Origin of the sequence: Streptomyces sp. NBC_00385 (assembly GCF_035917155.1) — a bacterium.
Lineage (GTDB): Bacteria > Actinomycetota > Actinomycetes > Streptomycetales > Streptomycetaceae > Streptomyces > Streptomyces poriferorum.
In genome coordinates this window covers 2,765,393-2,782,832 of the sequence record NZ_CP107951.1, presented here as the reverse complement: position 1 = coordinate 2,782,832, position 17,440 = coordinate 2,765,393, and the positions used below count along the sequence as shown (strand labels likewise).

Genomic DNA, 17,440 nt, shown 5'->3' with positions numbered 1-17,440 from the left:
GGGCCTCCTACATGCCCAACGAGCGCTTCAGGAAGTCCACCTGGAGCAGCAGGAGGTTCTCCGCCACCTTCTCCTGCGGGGTCATGTGCGTCACCCCGCTCAGCGGCAGTACCTCGTGCGGCCGGCCGGCCGCGAGCAGTGCCTGCGACAGCCGCAGGGTGTGCGCGACCACCACGTTGTCGTCCGCCAGCCCATGGATGATCATCATCGGCCGCACCTGGTCGGCGGCGTGCGAGAGGCCCTCGTCGGTGAGCAGCGAGTTGTACGCGTACACCTCCGGCTGCGTCGCCGGGTCGCCGAGGTAGCGCTCCGTGTAGTGGGTGTCGTACAGCCGCTGGTCGGTCACCGGGGCGCCCACGACCGCCGCGTGGAAGACGTCGGGCCTGCGCAGGGCCGCCATGCCGGCCAGGAAGCCGCCGAACGACCAGCCCCGGATGCCCACCCGGCCGAGGTCGAGCGGGAACCGCTCCGCGAGGGCGTGCAGCGCCTCGACCTGGTCGTCGAGGGTGAGGGGGAGGTTGTGCTTGACGGCCTTCTCCCAGCCGGGCGAGCGGCCGGGGGTGCCGCGGCCGTCCGCGACGATCACGGCGAAGCCCTGATCCGCGAACCACTGCGAGGTGAGGTACGGATTGTGGGCGGCGAGGACCCGGCGGCCGTGCGGCCCACCGTACGGATCCATCAGGACCGGAAGCGGACCATCCGATTCCTTGTAGCCGGTGGGGAGCATCACGGCGCACGGAATCCGCCGTGCGCCCCCTTCGGTGAGCTGCGGCCGCGCGGACAGGACCGGCTGCTCCGCGTGACTGGGCACGGTGGCGATCTGCTTCCCGTCCCGGAACACCCGGACCGTCGATCCCGGTGCGTCCAGCGCGGTGGAGACCATGACGGCCACCCCGCCGGACCGGACCGCCGCGTGTACGCCCGCGCCCTCCGAGACCCGCTCGACGCCCAGCTCGTTGACCCGGTAGACGTGGCTCTCGCCGATCTCCGCCTCGGCGGCCCGCTCACCCGCCGACGCCGTGACGAGGATGTCGGACTCGCCGATGTCCAGCACCGCCTGGATCTGCAACTGGGCACCGGTCAGCAGCCGGTCCCCGACCGCGAGGACCCGCGCCCCGCCCTCGTCCGCGATCCGCACCAGCCGCCCGTCCGGCGCCCACGCGGGCACTCCCGGGAACAGGTCCAGCCACACGGGGTCCTCGTCCACGTGCACCGTCCGGGTCGCCCCGGTCTCGGGGTCCACCGCGAGGTAGAGCTGACTCCGCTGGTCACGGGCCTGGACGAGCAGCAGCGGCGCCCCGTCCGACGACCAGTGCACCTGCGCCAGATAGGGGAACCGGGCCCGGTCCCACACCACTTCGGTGCGCTGTCCGGTCAGGTCGACGACGAAGAGCTGTACCACCGCGTTGGGGGTCCCGGCCGCCGGGTACGCGACCTCGGCCGGCTTGCGGTCCGGATGCGCGGGATCGGCGATCCACCACCGCTGTACGGGGCTGTCGTCGACCCGGGCGACGAGCAGCCGGTCCGACTCCGGTGACCACCAGAAGCCCCGCGAGCGCTGCATCTCCTCGGCTGCGATGAACTCCGCGAGCCCGTACGAGACCTCCGCGCCCTCCGGCTCCGCGAGGGCCCTGTCCCCTTCGCCGTCGGCGCCCACGACGCGCAGCGCCCCCTTGGACACGTATGCGATGTGTCGCCCGTCGGGGGAGGGGCGCGGATCGATCACGGGGCCCGGTACGGGCAGGGCGCGCGCCGTCCCGGCCCGCAGCTCGGCCACGTACACCTTCCCCGAGAGCGCGAACGCCGCCAGCTCGGCCGCCGCGTCCACCGCGTAGCCGACGATCCCCGACGACCCCTCGCGGCTCCGCTCACGACGGGCCCGCTCCTGGGCCGAGAGCCGCTCCGCCGAACCGCCCAGCAGCACCGCCGGATCGGCCACGACCCGCTCCCGAGGGGCCGCGCCGTCGCTCAGGTCCAGCACCCACAGCCGGCCCGAGCGGTCGGTGCCCGAACCCGAGCGCACGAAGACCACCCGTTCACCATCGGGTGAAACCGTGAACGCGCGCGGTGCACCGAGGGTGAAGCGCATGGTCCGGGCCAACTGCAGCGGGAAGGTGATCTCTGGCGAAGTCATATGCCGAACCTATCGGCCCGCCCCACCGTCCGTGCGCCCCTCGTGCTGCTGTGCCCCGATCAATGCCTTGCCACGGATAGTTATGATCCGTAGCGCTCGGTGGGTATGAACCTGCTGGCTCCATGCGTGCTGCCCGTCCCGACCGTACAGATGGAGGTGAACCGCCGTGGCGCTCTCGATTTCGGCGGTGGTGCTGCTGGCGATCGTCGTCTTCCTGCTGATCCGGAAATCCGGACTGAAGGGCGGACACGCGGTCGTCTGCATGCTGCTCGGTTTCTATCTCGCCAGCTCGTCCATAGCGCCCAGCATCTCCGAGCTGACCACGAACCTGGCCGGCGTGATCGGAGGCATCAAGTTCTGACGCGTCCGACCGTGCGCGGGCCCGCGACGCCTCCCGACGTCCGCGGCACGCGTGCTCCTTCGGCGCCTTCCGGTGTGTGCGGCATGTGTGGTCCTGCCGTGGCCGCAGCGTGGCCGCCGTCGTTCCCGGGGACCGCCGGCTCGTAGGGTGGTCCCCATGACGGACCTTCCCGCCCGGCGTCTGCTCCTGGTGCACGCGCACCCCGACGACGAGTCGATCAACAACGGCGCCACCATGGCCAGGTACGCGGCCGACGGCGCCCTGGTCACGCTGGTGACCTGCACGCTCGGCGAGGAGGGCGAGATCATCCCGCCCGCCCTCGCGCATCTCGCCGCCGACCGGGACGACTCCCTGGGCCCCTACCGCCGCGGCGAACTCGCCGCGGCGATGAAGGAACTGGGGGTCACCGACCACCGGCTCCTCGGCGGCGCCGGCCGGTACCGCGACTCCGGAATGATGGGTGCCGAGCAGAACCACCGCCCCGGCGCCTTCTGGTCCGCCGACGTCGACGAGGCCGCCGGGGACCTCGTGGAGGTGATCCGTGAGGTGCGTCCCCAGGTCCTGGTGACGTACGACCCCGAGGGGGGCTACGGGCACCCCGACCACATCCAGGCGCACCGGGTCGCGACGCGCGCCGCGGAACTGGCCGCCGACCCCGCGTACCGCACCGGCTCCGGCGCTGCGCACACCATCGCCAAGACCTACTGGAACCGGGTGCCGCGCTCGGTCGCCGAGGAGGGCTTCGCCCGGCTCCGGGCCACCGCCCCGGACGCGTTCCCGGGCATCGCCGTGATCGACGACGTGCCGGGTGTGGTGGACGACACCGTGATCACCACCGAGATCGACGGCACCGGACACAGTGAGGCGAAAGCCGCGGCGATGCGGGCGCACGCCACCCAGATCGCGATCGACGGTTCCTTCTTCGCCCTGTCGAACGACCTGGGCCAGCCCGTCCTCACCACCGAGTACTACGAGTTGGTGAACGGCGCCTCCGGCGCCGCGGACGGAAACCGGGAAGACGATCTCTTCGAGGGACTGACGGAGGCGCACCGATGAGTGGCAGCAGGCCGCGCGCCGCGCGGACCAACGCACCGCCGAGGGACATTCCGGCCACCGGCCTGGCCGCGCCCCTCAACCCTCGCCGGATCGCCGCGCTGCTGGGCCTGGCGGTCCTCGGCGCGCTTGTCGGCATCGCCGGAACACTCGTCCAATCCGCCTGGTTCCCCGGCGGATTGCTGCTGGCCCTGCTCGCCGCCACCGGCCTCTTCCACGGCGGCCGCAGCCTGATGGGCACCCAGCCGGGGGCCGTGGCGCCCGCCGCGGGATGGCTGATTTCGGTCATTCTTCTGCTGGGCGGAAGACCGGAAGGGGACTACGTCTTCGGGAACGAACTGGGCCTCGCCCTCTTCATGCTGGGCGGCATGGCCATCGCTGTGATCTGTGCCACCATGTCGCGGGCGCCCCAACTGGGGGCCGACAGCGGCCGACCTGGCAAGTAATGTGCCACGTCCCATCCCGTAATGCCCCCTGTCCGTCCGGGGGGTGCGCAGTCGTTTCCCCCGGTCGCGGGGTGTCTGTCGGCCGCGGCCAGTAAGGTGGTTCGCGCGCCGAGCCGTCCCCTGGCCTGCGGCATGGGGGAAGTACGGGCGGCGGAGCCAATCGGGAGAACCTGCTTTGAGTCGTGAAACTGACAGTTCGTCCTCCGGGCCCCAGGGCCGCGGAGGAGCCGCGTACCCCTCGGGTACGCCGCCGTACGGATCCCGCCAGTATCCGTCGCTGCACCCTTCGCAGGACGCCCCGGAGGAGTCCCCGGAGCCTGCGGATCCGCCTCAGCCCGACGAGCCGAGGACCGAGACGACGCTGACGACGCGTATCCGGATCAACATTCCGGGCTCGCGCCCCATCCCTCCGGTCGTCATGCGTACGCCCATGAGTGATGTCGACGGCTCCGGTGGTGAGCGCACCGGCTCCACCCCGCGCCCGGGCGCCTCGGCGTCCAGCGGCGCGCAGGCGGCGCCGGCCGTGCCGGGGCCCGAGTCCCGGGACACCGCTGTCGCGGCGGAGCCCGCGGCGGAGAAGCCGGCCAGGGAGAAGAGCGGCAGCGACTGGTTCGCACCGCGCAAGCCTCCGGCCGCCGCCCCGGCGGGCGCGATGGCCTCGTCCGGCACCCCGCCGAACGACGGCACGGACGGTGCGGGTTTCCGGGCCGGTGGTCCCGAGGGCCCCGGCGGCACGGATGGCGCCGGCTTCGCGGCCGGTGGCTCCGGCAGCAGGCCGGACGGTCCGGGCTCCGGCCCCTCCAGCCCGCCCCCGGGCGGCCCCCGGGCCGATCTGCCCTACTTCTCCGACGGACCGCAGCGCGCCGGTGATCCGGGCGAGCCCGGTCCCGACGCCTTCGGCGGCGACGGTGCCGGCGGGCCCCACTCCACGCCGAACCTCGGGGTCCGTACGCCCGGACCGTCCGGCCCCACCACGGGACCGGCCACCGGCACCTCGGCTCTCACCCCGGACCTCGACGGGCGTGCGCCGTTCGGCCCCGGTCCGGGCGGGCCGGCGGGCCCCGGCACTCCCGGTGGCGTGCCGCCCCGGATGTCGGACGACACCGCCGTGCTCACCCCGCAGTTCGGTCCGGGCCCCGCCGGCCCGGGGGGCAACGTCTCGGGCGACACGCTGAACAGCGGCATCCCCGTCGTGCCCTCGGAGCCCCGCCCTGGCGGGGCGTCGCCGTTCCCCGGCGCCGATTCCACCCCGCGGATGCCGGACGGCCCCATGGGCACCGGACCGGCCGGGCCGGGCGGGTTCGCCGACCGGGCGCCCAAGCCCGCCGCCCGTACGGCCCCGGAGCCTGCGGCGCCGAGCGCCCCGGCGAAGAAGGGCCGCTCCAAGCTGGTCATGCTCTGTGTGGCCGCCGTCTGCGTGCTCGGGGTCGCCTACGGCGCCGGGCTGCTGATGAACCACTCCGACGTACCCAAGGGCACCACCGTCCTCGGCGTCGACATCGGCGGCGGGACCAGGGACGACGCCGTCGAGAAGCTCGACGCCGCGCTCGGCGAGCGGTCCAGGGCCCCGCTCCAGCTGACCGTGGACGGCAAGAAGACGCAGCTCACCCCGGACAAGGCCGGACTGTCCCTGGACAGCCAGGCGACCGTGCGCGCCGCGGCGGGCAGCGACTACAACCCCGTCTCGGTCCTCGGCTCCCTCTTCGGTGGCGAGCGCACCGTCGACCCGGTGATCCCGGTCGACGAGGAGAAGCTCGGCGTCGCGCTGAAGGACCTGGCCGGCGCCTCGGGCTCGGCCAGTGACGGCACGATCAAGTTCGTGCCGGGCAAGGCCGTCGCCGTCCCGGGCAAGCCGGGCAAGGCGCTCGACGTCAACCAGTCGATGGTGTCGGTGCGCGACGCGTACCGCGCCCAGGTCGAGACGGGCAAGGCGAACACCGTCCAACTGCCCGTCACCGCCAGCGAGCCCACCATCAGCCAGGCCGAACTCGACCGGGCGATGAAGGAGTTCGCGGAGCCCGCGATGTCCGGTCTGATCGTCATCAAGGCGGGATCGAAGCAGATCCCGTTCGGCCCGGCCAAGTCGCTGCCGAAGATCCTCTCGATGGTGGCGGTCGACGGCAAGCTCGTCGACCACTACGACAAGAAGGCCATCGAAGAGCTCTGCGGAGGCGTCTTCGACGGGATCATGGTCACCAAGGGCGACGGTACGAAGCACCAGGTCGGACCGGACGACGTGGCCTTCGCGATGAGGGGCGCGCTGCTCGGCAAGACGGAGGCCGAGCGGACCGTCACGATCGACCTCGGCGGCAACGGCTGACACCGGCGCCCGCACCGCCCCGGCGCATCGCACCGCCCCCGACCGGAATCCCGGCCGGGGGCGGTGGCGTATCCGCCCTGCGCCGCCGCCGTACGGTGCCGTCGTAGGTACCGATCCGTCTCTGCCCCCGCCTCGCCGTCATACGTACGGCATGACATCCGTCATCCCGGATTCACGACCCGTGACCCTGCCGGGCGCGCCCCGTCCGGGCCAGGCTGGACGCATGACAACGACAGCCCCCGAAGCCACCGCGGCCAAGACCGCCGTGGTCAGCTTCGACCAGGTGAGCAAGGCCTACGGAGACGTACGCGCCGTCGACGGGCTCACCCTCGACCTGCACCCCGGTGAGACCGTGGCGCTCCTCGGCCCCAACGGCGCCGGCAAGTCCTCCACCCTCGACCTCCTCCTCGGCCTGCGCACCGCCGACTCGGGGACGGTCCGCCTCTTCGGTACGACCCCGCAGGCGGCCATCGCCGCCGGCCGGGTCGGCGCCATGCTGCAGTCCGGCGGCCTCATGGAGGACGTCACCGTCGGCGAACTGGTGGGGCTCGTCTGCGATCTGCACCCCAGGCCCTACCCGGTGAGTGAGGTGCTGGCCCGGGCCGGCATCGCGCCGATCGCCGGCCGCCTGGTCAACAAGCTCTCCGGCGGCCAGGAACAGCGCGTACGGTTCGCGCTCGCCACCGCCGGGGCCAACGACCTCATCGTCCTGGACGAGCCGACCACCGGCATGGACGTCACCGCACGCCAGGCCTTCTGGGCCACCATGCGCGAGCAGGCCGACCAGGGCCGTACCGTGCTGTTCGCCACCCACTACCTCGAAGAGGCCGACGCGATCGCCGACCGTGTCCTGGTCCTGCACAAGGGCCGGATCCTCGCCGACGGCACCGCCGCCGAGATCAAGGCGCGGGCCGGGGCCCGGCGGATCTCCTTCGAGCTCGAGGGCGCGATCGACGAAGAGGCCCTGCGCGCCCTGCCGTTCCTCTCCACGCTCGACGTCACCGGTCACCGCGTCCGTATCCAGTCGCGCAACGCCGACGCGACCGTGCACGCCGTCTACGGACTCGGCCTCTACCCGCGCGAGCTCGAAGTCGCCGGACTCGGCCTGGAGCAGGCCTTCGTCGCCATCACCGAGGCCGAGGAGGCCAGGACCACGTGCTGAATTTCTTCTCATGGGCGCTCATCAGGCTCGAAGTGACCCGCACCCTGCGCAACAAGAAGTTCATGTTCTTCTCGATCATCTACCCGTCGGTGATCTATCTGCTGATCTCCGGCACCCAGAACACCACCGACAAGGTGCCGCACACCGATCTGACCCTGCAGTCCTTCTTCATGGTCTCCATGGCCTCCTTCGGCGCGCTGACCGCCGTCCTGATGGGCAACAGCGAACGCATCGCCAAGGAGCGCGAGAAGGGCTGGGTCCGCCAGCTGAGGCTGACCGCACTGCCCAGCCGCGGCTACGTCCTGGCGAAGATCGCCAGTGCCGCCATGGTCACCCTGCCCTGCATCGTGGTCGTCTTCCTCGTCGCGGCCTCCGCCAAGCACGTACGGTTCGACCTCTGGCAGTGGTTCGCCCTCACCGGAGTCATCTGGGCCGGCTCGCTGGTCTTCGCCGCGCTCGGGGTGGCCATCGGCTACCTCGCCAGCGGCGACGCGGTCCGCCCGATCACGATGATCATCTACTTCGTCCTCTCCATTCTCGGCGGTCTGTGGATGCCGAGCGCGACCTTCCCGCAGTGGATCCAGAACATCTCCGAGTGGCTGCCCACCCACGCGTACGCTGCACTCGGCCAGGCCGTCGAGATGGGCGGCGCGCCGCACGCCAAGGACGTCGCCATCCTCTGTGCCTACTTCCTGCTCTTCGCGGGCGGCGCCGCCTGGCTCTACCGGAAGGACACCCTGAAGGCATGAACGAGGACGAGACGTCCGTGGGTATCGGGCGCCCGCCCACGAACACGAAGCAGGCCGGGACGAAGCTCCTGTGGATCGGCATCTGGCTCGCCTTCATGAGCGCGCCGGTCAAGGACCTCGCCGACGGCAACCACACACCGTGGGCGACCGCGCTCGGCACCCTCGGCCTGCTGGTCTTCGTCGGCAGCTATCTCGTCCTGGTCTTCCGCCACACCTCGAAGGCGCTGGACCCCTTCCGGGTCCGCGCCGCCCTCGCCTTCCTCGGCGCCCTCGCCGTCCTGCTCTCCCTGACGTTCGGCACGCCCTGGCTCGTGCTGTTCGTGTACGTGTCGGTGTCGGTCGGCGCCACCCTGCCGGTGCGGACCGCCCGTTGGCTGATCCCCGTCGTCACCCTCGTCCTGGTGGCCATCGGCCTGACCGGCGACCACCCCCGCGAGATCATCACCGCCCTGGTCTTCCCCGCGCTCCTCGGCGGCTTCGCGATGTCCGGCGTACGGCAGATGATCCGCACCACGATCCAGCTCCGCGAGGCCCGCGCCACCGTCGCCCAGCTCGCCGCGAACGAGGAGCGGCTGCGCCTGGCCCGTGATCTGCACGATCTGCTCGGCCACTCCCTCTCCCTGATCACCCTCAAGAGCGAACTGGCCGGACGGATGCTCCCCGCCCACCCGGAACAGGCGGCCGCGCAGGTCGCCGACATCGAACAGGTCAGCCGTCAGGCCCTCGTGGACGTACGCAGCGCCGTCACGGGCTACCGCAGGCCGACCCTCCCCGGTGAACTGGCCGGGGCCAGGACCGCCCTCGCCGCAGCCGGGGTCACCGCCGACATTCCGGCCGACGCCCCCGAAGACCTCCCGGAGAAGGCGGAGGAGGTACTCGCCTGGGCCCTGCGGGAGGCCGTCACCAACGTCGTACGCCACAGTGGCGCCGGACGCTGTACGGTCACCCTCGCCCCGCGCCAGACCCTCGACGGACGGATCCTCGAACTCACCGTCGCCGACAACGGCCGCGGCGCCTCCGGCACGACCCGGGGCAACGGCCTCACGGGCATGGCCGAGCGCCTCGCCACGGTCGACGGGACGCTCACCACCCGGGCCACCGACTCCCGTTCGGGCAAAGGCTTCACCACGGTCCTCAGCGTTCCTTTCGAATCCGGCCTAGGATCCGGGGAATGAGCATGATCAGACTCCTCCTCGCCGAGGACCAGTCCATGGTGCGCGAGGCCCTCGCGGCACTCCTCGGCCTGGAACCCGACATCGAGGTGGTCGCCCAGGTCGCCCGCGGCGACGAGGTACTGGCCGCGGCCAGGGAACACGACATCGATGTGGCCCTCCTCGACATCGAGATGCCCGGCATGACGGGCATCGAGGCGACGGCGGAACTGCGCCGCGACCTCCCCGGCGTCAAGGTCGTCGTCGTCACCACCTTCGGCCGCCCCGGGTATCTGCGCCGGGCGATGGAGTCGGGTGCGGACGCCTTCCTGGTGAAGGACGCACCCGCATCCCAACTCGCCGAAGCCGTACGCAAGGTGCTCGCCGGGGAACGCGTCATCGACCCCACTCTCGCGGCAGCCGCCCTCGCCGACGGCGCCAGCCCGCTGACCGAACGCGAACGCGACGTGCTGCGCACCGCCGCGGACGGCTCGACCAACGCGGAGATCGCCGGGGCGCTGCACCTGTCACAGGGCACGGTCCGCAACTACCTCTCCATGGCGATCCAGAAGATGGCGGCGCGCAACCGCGCGGAGGCGGTCCGGATGGCACGGGAGAAGGGCTGGCTCTAGCGCCCCACGCACCGCAGGGCCGCCCCCGGCCCCGCGCCCCAGCGGACGGCCGTCCCGGCCCTGCGGCTCACCGGGAGGCAGACACCAGACCCGCCTCGTACGCGATGATGACGAGCTGCACCCGGTCGCGGGCATCGAGCTTGGCGAGCAGCCGGGTCAGATACGTCTTGGCTGTGGCGACGCTGATGTACAGCCGTTCCGCGATCTCCGCGTTGGACAGCCCGCTGCCCACCAGGACGAGCACCTCGCGCTCCCGGTCGGTGATCGCGGTGAGCGGGCGGCGCGGGGGCGACGAGGCCGGGCGGCCCACGAACTCCTTGATCAGCCGCCGGGTGACGCCCGGCGCGATCAGCGCGTCCCCGGCCGCCACCACCCGGACCGCCGCCAGGATGTCGTCCAGCGCCATGTCTTTGACCAGGAAGCCGGCCGCACCGGCGCGCAGGGCGCCGTACACGTACTCGTCGTCGTCGAACGTCGTCAGGACCACCACATGGGCGGTGGCGGGGCCCGCGGCGATCCGTTCGGTCGCCTCGATGCCGTTGAGGCCCGGCATCCGGATGTCCATCACGACGACATCGGGGGCCAGTTCGGCGGTCAGCCGGACCGCCTCCTCGCCCGTGCCCGCCTCTCCGACGACGGCGAGGTCGGTGGTCTCGGCCATGACCATGCGCAGCGCGGTGCGTACCAGCGGCTGGTCGTCGGCGAGCAGGACGCGGACCGGCCCGACCGGCCCGACAGGTCCGGAGGGCTGGGCGATCTCGTCGTTCATGCCTCGTCTCCCCTCAACGCCGTGGCGGGCACCGGCAGCCGGGCCGTCACCAGGAAGCCACCCTCCGGGCGCGGGGCGGCGGCGAACTCGCCGTGCAGCAGGGCGACCCGCTCCCGCATGCCGACCAGACCGAACCCCGGCCGGGAGGCGAGCCCCGCGCCCCGGCCGCGGTCGGCGACCTCGATGGCGAGCGCCTCGGAGCCGTACACGATCGACACCCGGCAGGAACCGGTCGCGGCGTGACGGACCACGTTGGTCACCGACTCCTGGATGATGCGGAACGCCGACAGGTCGATGTCCGGGGGCAGCGGCCGGGGCTCGCCGCGCAGGTCCACATCGACCCGGACCCCGGCGGCGGTCGTGGCCCGCGCCAGCCGCTCCACATCGGCGAGGCCCTCCGCCGGACGCAGCGCCGTCTCCTCCCGCTCCACGCCCTCGTGAGCCGGGTCCGCCTGACGCAGCGCGACGAGCATCCGGCGCAGCCCCGACAGCGTGTCCCGGCCCGCAGTCTCCACCGCACTCATCGCCTCGCGCGCGGCGTCCGGCCGCGTGTGCACGACCCGGGCCGCCGCACCCGCCTGGAGGGCGATGATGCCGACGCTGTGCGCGACCATGTCGTGCATTTCGCGGGCGATCCGCAAACGCTCCTGGACCACCGCCTGTTCGGCTGCCCGCGCGGCCAGACTCTCGTCGTGCCGGCGCGCCTCGAACGCCGAGCCGCCCAGCAGCCAGGCGACGACCGCGGTCAGCGCGACGACCAGTTCCGTCGACGTGCCGACGTCCCACCCTGCGAGCACCCGGACGGCCAGGAAGGCGGAAAGGGTACCGAGCGCCATCAGGAGGGCGGCGAAGGCGATCCGGCGCGACCGGGTGGCGGCTATGAAGTACAGCGCCACATCCGCGGCCAGGAACTGGGCGAGTGGTATCTCTCCCACGCCCAGCGAGAACGTGGCGAGCGTGGCGGCGCCCAGCACCAGCGCCAGGGCTTTCAGCGGACGCCGCTCCAGCAAGAAGCAGGCGGCCGCTGCCAGGGCCACGGCGAGCAGCTGCATCAGCAGACCGTCCCACCGGTAGAGCAGCACCCCGGGCCGGACGGACGGCTCGTTCTCGCCGGGCAGCCGCACCCGCACGAGGAAGGTGAGCAGCGTGCCCGCGTACCAGCCCATGCCTACCCACCAACCAGGCGGCACGAGCTTGAGACGAGGCAGAGTGGGTGAGTGGGACATGCGCCGATCGTAGCCACCGGCCCCCGGACCGGAATCGGACCACGGTCGTACAACCGGGGTCGACACCGGCCAGGACAGGTGTCACCGCCGGTCCGACGACGAACGGTGCCTGCGGAAAGGACAGTTGACGGCGTGATCGAAGTCAACGGACTGACCAAGCGATACGGCGCCGCCACCGCCGTCAAGGACCTCACCTTCACCGTACGGCCGGGCGAGGTCACCGGCTTTCTGGGACCCAACGGGGCCGGTAAGACCACCACGCTGCGCATGCTGCTGGGCCTCGTCGAGCCGACCGCCGGGACGGCCACCCTCCAGGGCCGGCCGTTCCGCGAGCACCCGCGCGGACTGCGGCACGTCGGCGCCCTCCTGGACGCGGGCGACGTGCACGGCGGCCGTACCGCCCGCGCCCATCTCGCGATGCTGGCCCGCAGCAACGGCATCCCGCGCTCCCGGGTCGACGAACTGCTCCAGGACGTGGGCCTCGCGGGGGCGGCCCGCCGGCGCATCGGCGGCTTCTCCCTCGGGATGCGCCAGCGCCTCGGCATAGCCACCGCGCTGCTCGGCGACCCACCGGTGCTGCTCTTCGACGAACCGCTCAACGGCCTCGATCCGGAAGGTGTCCTGTGGGTGCGCGGGCTGTTCCGCAGGCTCGCCGACGAGGGGCGCACCGTGTTCGTCTCCAGCCACCTGATGACGGAGATGGAGCACACCGCCGACCGGCTCGTCGTGATCGGCCGGGGCGAACTCATCGCGGCCGAGAGCCTGACCGCCTTCGCCGCCCGGAGCACCCGCCTCAGCGTGACCGTAGGCACCCCCGACCCCGCAGCGCTGGCCCCGCTGCTCACCGCAGAGGGCGCCGAGGTGGTCCCGGACGGTGACCGGCTCACGGTCACCGGTCTCACCGCCGCCCGCATCGGCGAGCTCGCCCTGCACCACCGCGTACTGCTCCATGAACTCACGACGCTCGGAGCCTCGTTGGAGGAGGCGTTCATGGAACTCACCGCGGACAGCGTCGAATACCTCGCAGGAGACCCCCGATGACCACAGCGCAAGCCATGACCGCACCACCCACCCGCATGAACGACGACGAACCCCGCGCCCGCTTCCGCGACCTGCTCGCCGCGGAATGGCTCAAGACGTGGTCGCTGCGCTCCACCTCCTGGATGTACGCGATCACCGCACTGGCCGTCATCGGCTTCAACGCGGGCACGGCCTACGACCACTACAAGTACTGGTACCAGTACGACGACCACGGCCGCGAGTCCTTCATCGCCAACGATTCGCCCCTCATGGACGCCTTCACCGGGAACGGAGCCATGGTGCTGGTGCTGGCCGTCGCCGCCATCGGTGCCGTATCGATCACCGGCGAGTACGGCACCGGCCTGATCCGCACCACGTTCACCGCCGTCCCGGCCCGCCGCTCGGTGATGGCCGCCAAGGCTCTCGTACTCACCGCCGTCACCGCGCTCTTCGGCGCACTCGTCGCCCTGGCGTCCTTCGCCTCGACGCAGGCGATCCTGTCCGGCCGGGACGCCTCGGTGACCCTCGGCCACCCCGGCGCCCTGCGCGTTGTCGTGGCTTCCGCGCTGCTCGCCCCGGTGGCCGCGCTCGCGGGCCTGGCGATCGGTGCGGTGATACGCCACACCGGAGGCGCCGTCATCGGCTGCGTGGTTGTGCTGCTCCTGCTCCCGATGGTCCTCAGCGACCGCCGCCATCTCACGGCGGTGCTCCAGCACACGTTGCCCTTCAGCGCGTGGGAGCGGCTGTCGGCCTCGGATCTCCATGCGTCCGCCCTCTACCCGTGGACGGTCCCCGGAGCCTGGACGGTCTATGCCGCCTGGGCTTTGTCGGCGGGCCTGGTCGCGGCGGTGGCGGTGCACCGCCGCGACCAGTGACCGCCTCCCCAACTCGCGTACCCCGCAACATATTTCAGAAACGTGCTGGAAACTCTTGCGGAACCTCTTGACGTGTTCACCGCCGTGACGGCAGGCTCCGAACACCCCACGGTGGCCAGGCGCGTGGCCACCCACACCGGGTACGGACCCCACTTCCGTCCCCGCGAACGAAGGAGCCGCAATTGAGTTCCCGCGCCGCTCGCGCGACACTGGCCGGCCTGCTCGCAGCCGCCGGTGTCACCGCCCTCGCCCCCTGGACCTCACAGGCGACCCCACCGGGCGAGAAGACCGTCACCGCCACGCTGTTCGAGTGGAAGTACGACGCGGTGGCCCAGGCCTGTACGGACTCGCTGGGTCCGGCCGGCTACGGCTACGTGGAGGTCTCGCCCGCCTCCGAACACATCCAGGGCGATCAGTGGTGGACCTCGTACCAGCCCGTCAGCTACAAGGTCGCCGGGCGCCTCGGGGACCGCGACGCCTTCGCCTCGATGGTGGAGAGCTGTCACTCCGCCGGGGTGAAGGTCGTGGCCGACGCCGTCATCAACCACATGTCGTCCGGTTCCGGTACGGGCACCGGCGGCACGGCGTACACGAAGTACGACTACCCCGGGTACTTCCAGAACCAGGACTTCCACGGCTGCCGCAAGGACATCAGCAACTACGGCGACCGCGACGACGTCCAGACCTGCGAACTGGTCGGCCTGGCCGACCTCGACACGGGCAGCGACGCCGTCCGTACGACGATCGCCGCATACCTCTCCGACCTGCGCGGTCTCGGGGCCGACGGTTTCCGTATCGACGCCGCCAAGCACATGTCCGCCGAGGACATCGCCGCGATCAAGGGCAAGATGTCCGACCCGGGCTTCTGGGTCACGGAGGTCATCTACGGCGGCGGGGAGGCGGTCCAGCCCGACGAGTACACGGGCGTGGGTGATGTCGACGAGTTCCGCTACGGCGGCCACCTCAAGAGCGCCTTCCAGGGCGGCGGCATCACTGGCCTCAAGAACGTCGCCGACGGCAAGCTGGCGAGCGGCAGCGCCCGTACGTTCGTCGACAACTGGGACACCGAGCGGAACGGCTCGACACTGACGTACAAGGACGGGGCGGCCTACACCCTGGCCAACGTCTTCATGCTCGCTTCGCCCTACGGCTCCCCGAACGTCTACTCCGGCTACGAGTGGTCGGACAAGGACGCGGGCCCGCCGAACAATGGCGCGGCTGCCTGCGGCAGCGGCGGCTGGACGTGTACGCACGCGCAGACGGCGATCGCCGGCATGGTCGGCTTCCACAACGCCACGGCCGGCGCGGAGTTGACCGACTGGTGGGACAACGGCTCGTCGGCGATCGCCTTCGGCCGTGGTGACAAGGGGTTCGTGGTCATCAACAACGGTGACGGCGAGCTACAGCAGACGTTCGCCACATCCCTCCCGGCGGGTACGTACTGCAACGTGGCGCAGGCCTCGCCGGACGCCTGCGACGGCAACACGGTGCAGATCGGCGACGACGGCACGGTCACGGCGACCGTTCCGGCGAAGGGCGCGCTGGCACTGCACGGCTGATGCCCGCAGAGGGGGAGCGGCTCCGGGCACCGGAGACGCTCCCCTTGAGGCCTTGAGGCCTTGAGGCCTTGAGGCCTTGAGGTCGGGCGGGCGGCCAGGTCAGGCGCTCCGGCGATCAGGCGCTCCGGCCGTCACGCGGACGGTGCGTCGAAATAGTGCCCCTTGTCGAGGTCCTCGATCAGCCCCGGCTGTATGGGCCGCCATCCCGACGAGGCGCGGGTCACGGCACTGGAGGCCGGCCCGTCCACCCCTACAAGGCCGCCGAGCCAGCCGAAGTGCGCGTCCGCGTCCTCGGGAGAGACCGAGATGACAGGGAGGCCGAGGTGGCGCCCGATGGCGTCGGCGACGTCACGGATCGGGACACCTTCCTCGCCGACCGCGTGCAGCGTCGACCCCGCGGGGGCGGCCTCCAGCGCGAGTCGGACGAGGTGGGCGGCGTCGGCGCGGTGCACGGCCGGCCAGCGGTTGGAGCCGTCGCCGACGTATCCGGAGACGCCCTTGTCGCGGGCGATGCCGACCAGGGCCGCCATGAAGCCGTGGTCCCCTTCGCCGTGCACCGTCGGGGGGAAGCGCACGACGGACGAGCGGACGTCGCGCGAGGCGAGGGAGACGGCCAGCAGGGCCGTGGCCAGCCGGGCGCGCGCGGCCGCGAACGGCGTCGGCCAGTCGGGGCTCTGCCCGTCCTCCTCGGTGGCGACCCGGCCCGGGGCGAGCCCGAGCGTCCCGGAGGCGATGACGAACGGCTTGCCGGAACCCGCGAGCGCCTCGCCGAACGTCTCGACGGCCAGGCGGTCCGCGGCGGCGGCGCCCTCGAAGCCCCCCGAGAAGGCGATGTCGTGCTTGAACGCGAGGTGGACCACGCCGTCCGCGCCGGCCGCCGCGTCGCGCAGGATACCGAGGTCGTCCAGGTCCCCGCGCACCACCTCGGCTCCCGCGGCGACGAGCGCCTCGGCCGAGGTGCCCGAGCGGGCGAGCCCGACGACCTGGTGGCCCGCGTCGATGAGCTCGGGAACGACGGCGGAACCGATCCAGCCGGACGCGCCGGTCATGAATACACGCATGGGAGACCTCCCGGGTCGGTCGACGGCTCCCGTCGTGCGCGCCGGCAGGCGCTACGGGGAACCATCGATGTCAGCAACTGTCATCACCCTACTCCCGATGTCGGTCACTGTCATCACATAGAATCGGCGGCATGGGTCGATGGGAGCCGAACGCGCGGGGCCGCCTGGAACAGGCGGCCATGGAGCTCTATGGCGAACGCGGTTACGAGCAGACGACCGTGACCGAGATCGCCGCGCGGGCGGGACTCACGGAGCGGACGTTCTTCCGGCACTACGCCGACAAGCGCGAGGTCCTGTTCGGGGGCTCCGCTCTGCTTCAGGAGCTCCTGGTGGACACCCTCGCCGGGGCCCCCGCCACGGCGGCGCCGATCGACGCCGTGGCTGCGGCGCTCCGCGCTGCCGCTGACGTGTTCGACGAGCGCCGCGAGCAGGCGCAGCGGCGCCAGAAGGTCGTCTCGGCCAACGCGGAACTGCGGGAACGCGAGTTGGTCAAGCTCGCCTCGCTGTCCGCGGCACTCGCTGAGTCCCTGCGGGCCCGCGGCGTCCCGGAACCGGCCGCGAGTCTGGCGGGGGAGGCGGGGGTCGCCGTCTTCAAGGTCGCGTTCGAGGGCTGGATCGAGGGGGTCGACGGCCGGCCGATGGGCGCGTACATCGAGGAGGCCCTCGACGGGCTCAGGGCCGTGATGGCGGACGGCCGGGGTTGACGGCAGCGCGCCGTGCCGCGGTAGTGCGTGGCCGGGGTTGACGGCAGCGCGCCGTGCCGCGGTAGTGCGTGGCCGGGGTTGACGGCAGCGCGCCGTGCCGCGGTAGTGCGTGGCCGGGGTTGACGGCAGCGCGCCGTGCCGCGGTAGTGCGTGGCCGGGGCTGACGGCAGCGCGCCGTGCCGCGGAAGTGCGTGGCCGGGGCTGACGTCGGCGCGCCC

Annotated in this window: 16 protein-coding genes; 12 read left to right on the top strand and 4 right to left on the bottom strand. The window is 72.0% G+C overall.

The genetic code is table 11. From position 1 onward, the window contains the following. Positions 1–7: 7 nt before the first annotated feature. On the bottom strand, positions 8–2,089 hold the full coding sequence (locus tag OG959_RS12050; RefSeq protein ID WP_442805736.1) for a prolyl oligopeptidase family serine peptidase: 2,082 nt from the start codon (positions 2,087–2,089) through the stop codon (positions 8–10). A gap of 211 nt (positions 2,090–2,300) precedes the next feature. On the opposite strand from OG959_RS12050, the gene OG959_RS12045 reads away from it, so the two are divergent. The 8 genes from OG959_RS12045 to OG959_RS12010 all read left to right on the top strand — a co-directional run bounded on the left by OG959_RS12045 (position 2,301) and on the right by OG959_RS12010 (position 10,008). Next, complete coding sequence (locus OG959_RS12045) at positions 2,301–2,495, top strand: DUF2304 family protein (protein WP_148020542.1); 195 nt, start codon at positions 2,301–2,303, stop codon at positions 2,493–2,495. Between the two features lie 156 nt (positions 2,496–2,651). Then, positions 2,652–3,551, top strand: a complete 900-nt coding sequence (mshB, locus tag OG959_RS12040) for an N-acetyl-1-D-myo-inositol-2-amino-2-deoxy-alpha-D-glucopyranoside deacetylase (protein WP_326658143.1) — start codon at positions 2,652–2,654, stop codon at positions 3,549–3,551. Continuing rightward, positions 3,548–3,994, top strand: coding sequence for a DUF6113 family protein (locus tag OG959_RS12035; protein WP_326658142.1), 447 nt, complete (start codon positions 3,548–3,550; stop codon positions 3,992–3,994). Before mshB ends, OG959_RS12035 begins: the two co-directional genes overlap by 4 nt. Positions 3,995–4,169: 175 nt before the next feature. Further along, positions 4,170–6,314 carry a hypothetical protein gene (locus OG959_RS12030; RefSeq protein ID WP_442805562.1) on the top strand — a complete coding sequence of 715 codons (2,145 nt, stop codon included), beginning with the start codon at positions 4,170–4,172 and terminating at the stop codon, positions 6,312–6,314. A 223-nt stretch (positions 6,315–6,537) separates the two neighbouring features. Next, the gene (locus OG959_RS12025) at positions 6,538–7,476 is read left to right on the top strand and encodes an ABC transporter ATP-binding protein (protein WP_326658140.1); all 939 of its coding nucleotides are present in this window, start codon (positions 6,538–6,540) and stop codon (positions 7,474–7,476) included. A 62-nt stretch (positions 7,477–7,538) separates the two neighbouring features. Beyond that, positions 7,539–8,225, top strand: a complete 687-nt coding sequence (locus tag OG959_RS12020; RefSeq protein WP_326666342.1) for an ABC transporter permease — start codon at positions 7,539–7,541, stop codon at positions 8,223–8,225. After that, complete coding sequence (locus tag OG959_RS12015; protein ID WP_326658139.1) at positions 8,222–9,400, top strand: sensor histidine kinase; 1,179 nt, start codon at positions 8,222–8,224, stop codon at positions 9,398–9,400. Before OG959_RS12020 ends, OG959_RS12015 begins: the two co-directional genes overlap by 4 nt. Then, entirely contained in the window at positions 9,397–10,008 is a 612-nt protein-coding gene (locus tag OG959_RS12010; RefSeq protein ID WP_326658138.1) for a response regulator transcription factor, read from the top strand. Before OG959_RS12015 ends, OG959_RS12010 begins: the two co-directional genes overlap by 4 nt. A 67-nt stretch (positions 10,009–10,075) precedes the next feature. Here the strand turns inward: OG959_RS12010 and OG959_RS12005 are convergent, their stop codons facing one another. Both OG959_RS12005 and OG959_RS12000 read right to left on the bottom strand, forming a co-directional pair. Then, positions 10,076–10,777, bottom strand: a complete 702-nt coding sequence (locus OG959_RS12005; protein ID WP_326658137.1) for a response regulator transcription factor — start codon at positions 10,775–10,777, stop codon at positions 10,076–10,078. After that, positions 10,774–12,003, bottom strand: a complete 1,230-nt coding sequence (locus OG959_RS12000; protein ID WP_326658136.1) for a sensor histidine kinase — start codon at positions 12,001–12,003, stop codon at positions 10,774–10,776. Before OG959_RS12000 ends, OG959_RS12005 begins: the two co-directional genes overlap by 4 nt. Positions 12,004–12,135: 132 nt before the next feature. Here OG959_RS12000 and OG959_RS11995 point away from each other — a divergent pair, with 132 nt between their 5' ends. From OG959_RS11995 to OG959_RS11985, 3 genes are all read left to right on the top strand, one after another. Continuing rightward, the gene (locus tag OG959_RS11995) at positions 12,136–13,044 is read left to right on the top strand and encodes an ABC transporter ATP-binding protein (protein WP_326658135.1); all 909 of its coding nucleotides are present in this window, start codon (positions 12,136–12,138) and stop codon (positions 13,042–13,044) included. Beyond that, entirely contained in the window at positions 13,041–13,898 is an 858-nt protein-coding gene (locus OG959_RS11990; RefSeq protein ID WP_326658134.1) for an ABC transporter permease, read from the top strand. The genes OG959_RS11995 and OG959_RS11990 overlap by 4 nt, the downstream gene beginning before the upstream one ends. A 182-nt stretch (positions 13,899–14,080) precedes the next feature. After that, positions 14,081–15,457 (top strand): alpha-amylase, encoded by a 1,377-nt coding sequence (locus OG959_RS11985; protein ID WP_326658133.1) that lies wholly within the window; start codon positions 14,081–14,083, stop codon positions 15,455–15,457. 131 nt (positions 15,458–15,588) lie between these two features. On the opposite strand, the gene OG959_RS11980 is transcribed toward OG959_RS11985, so the two are convergent. Further along, complete coding sequence (locus tag OG959_RS11980; RefSeq protein ID WP_326658132.1) at positions 15,589–16,518, bottom strand: SDR family oxidoreductase; 930 nt, start codon at positions 16,516–16,518, stop codon at positions 15,589–15,591. Between the two features lie 131 nt (positions 16,519–16,649). Between OG959_RS11980 and OG959_RS11975 the strand changes: the two genes are divergently transcribed. After that, positions 16,650–17,222, top strand: coding sequence for a TetR/AcrR family transcriptional regulator (locus tag OG959_RS11975; protein ID WP_326658131.1), 573 nt, complete (start codon positions 16,650–16,652; stop codon positions 17,220–17,222). Positions 17,223–17,440 lie beyond the last annotated feature (218 nt).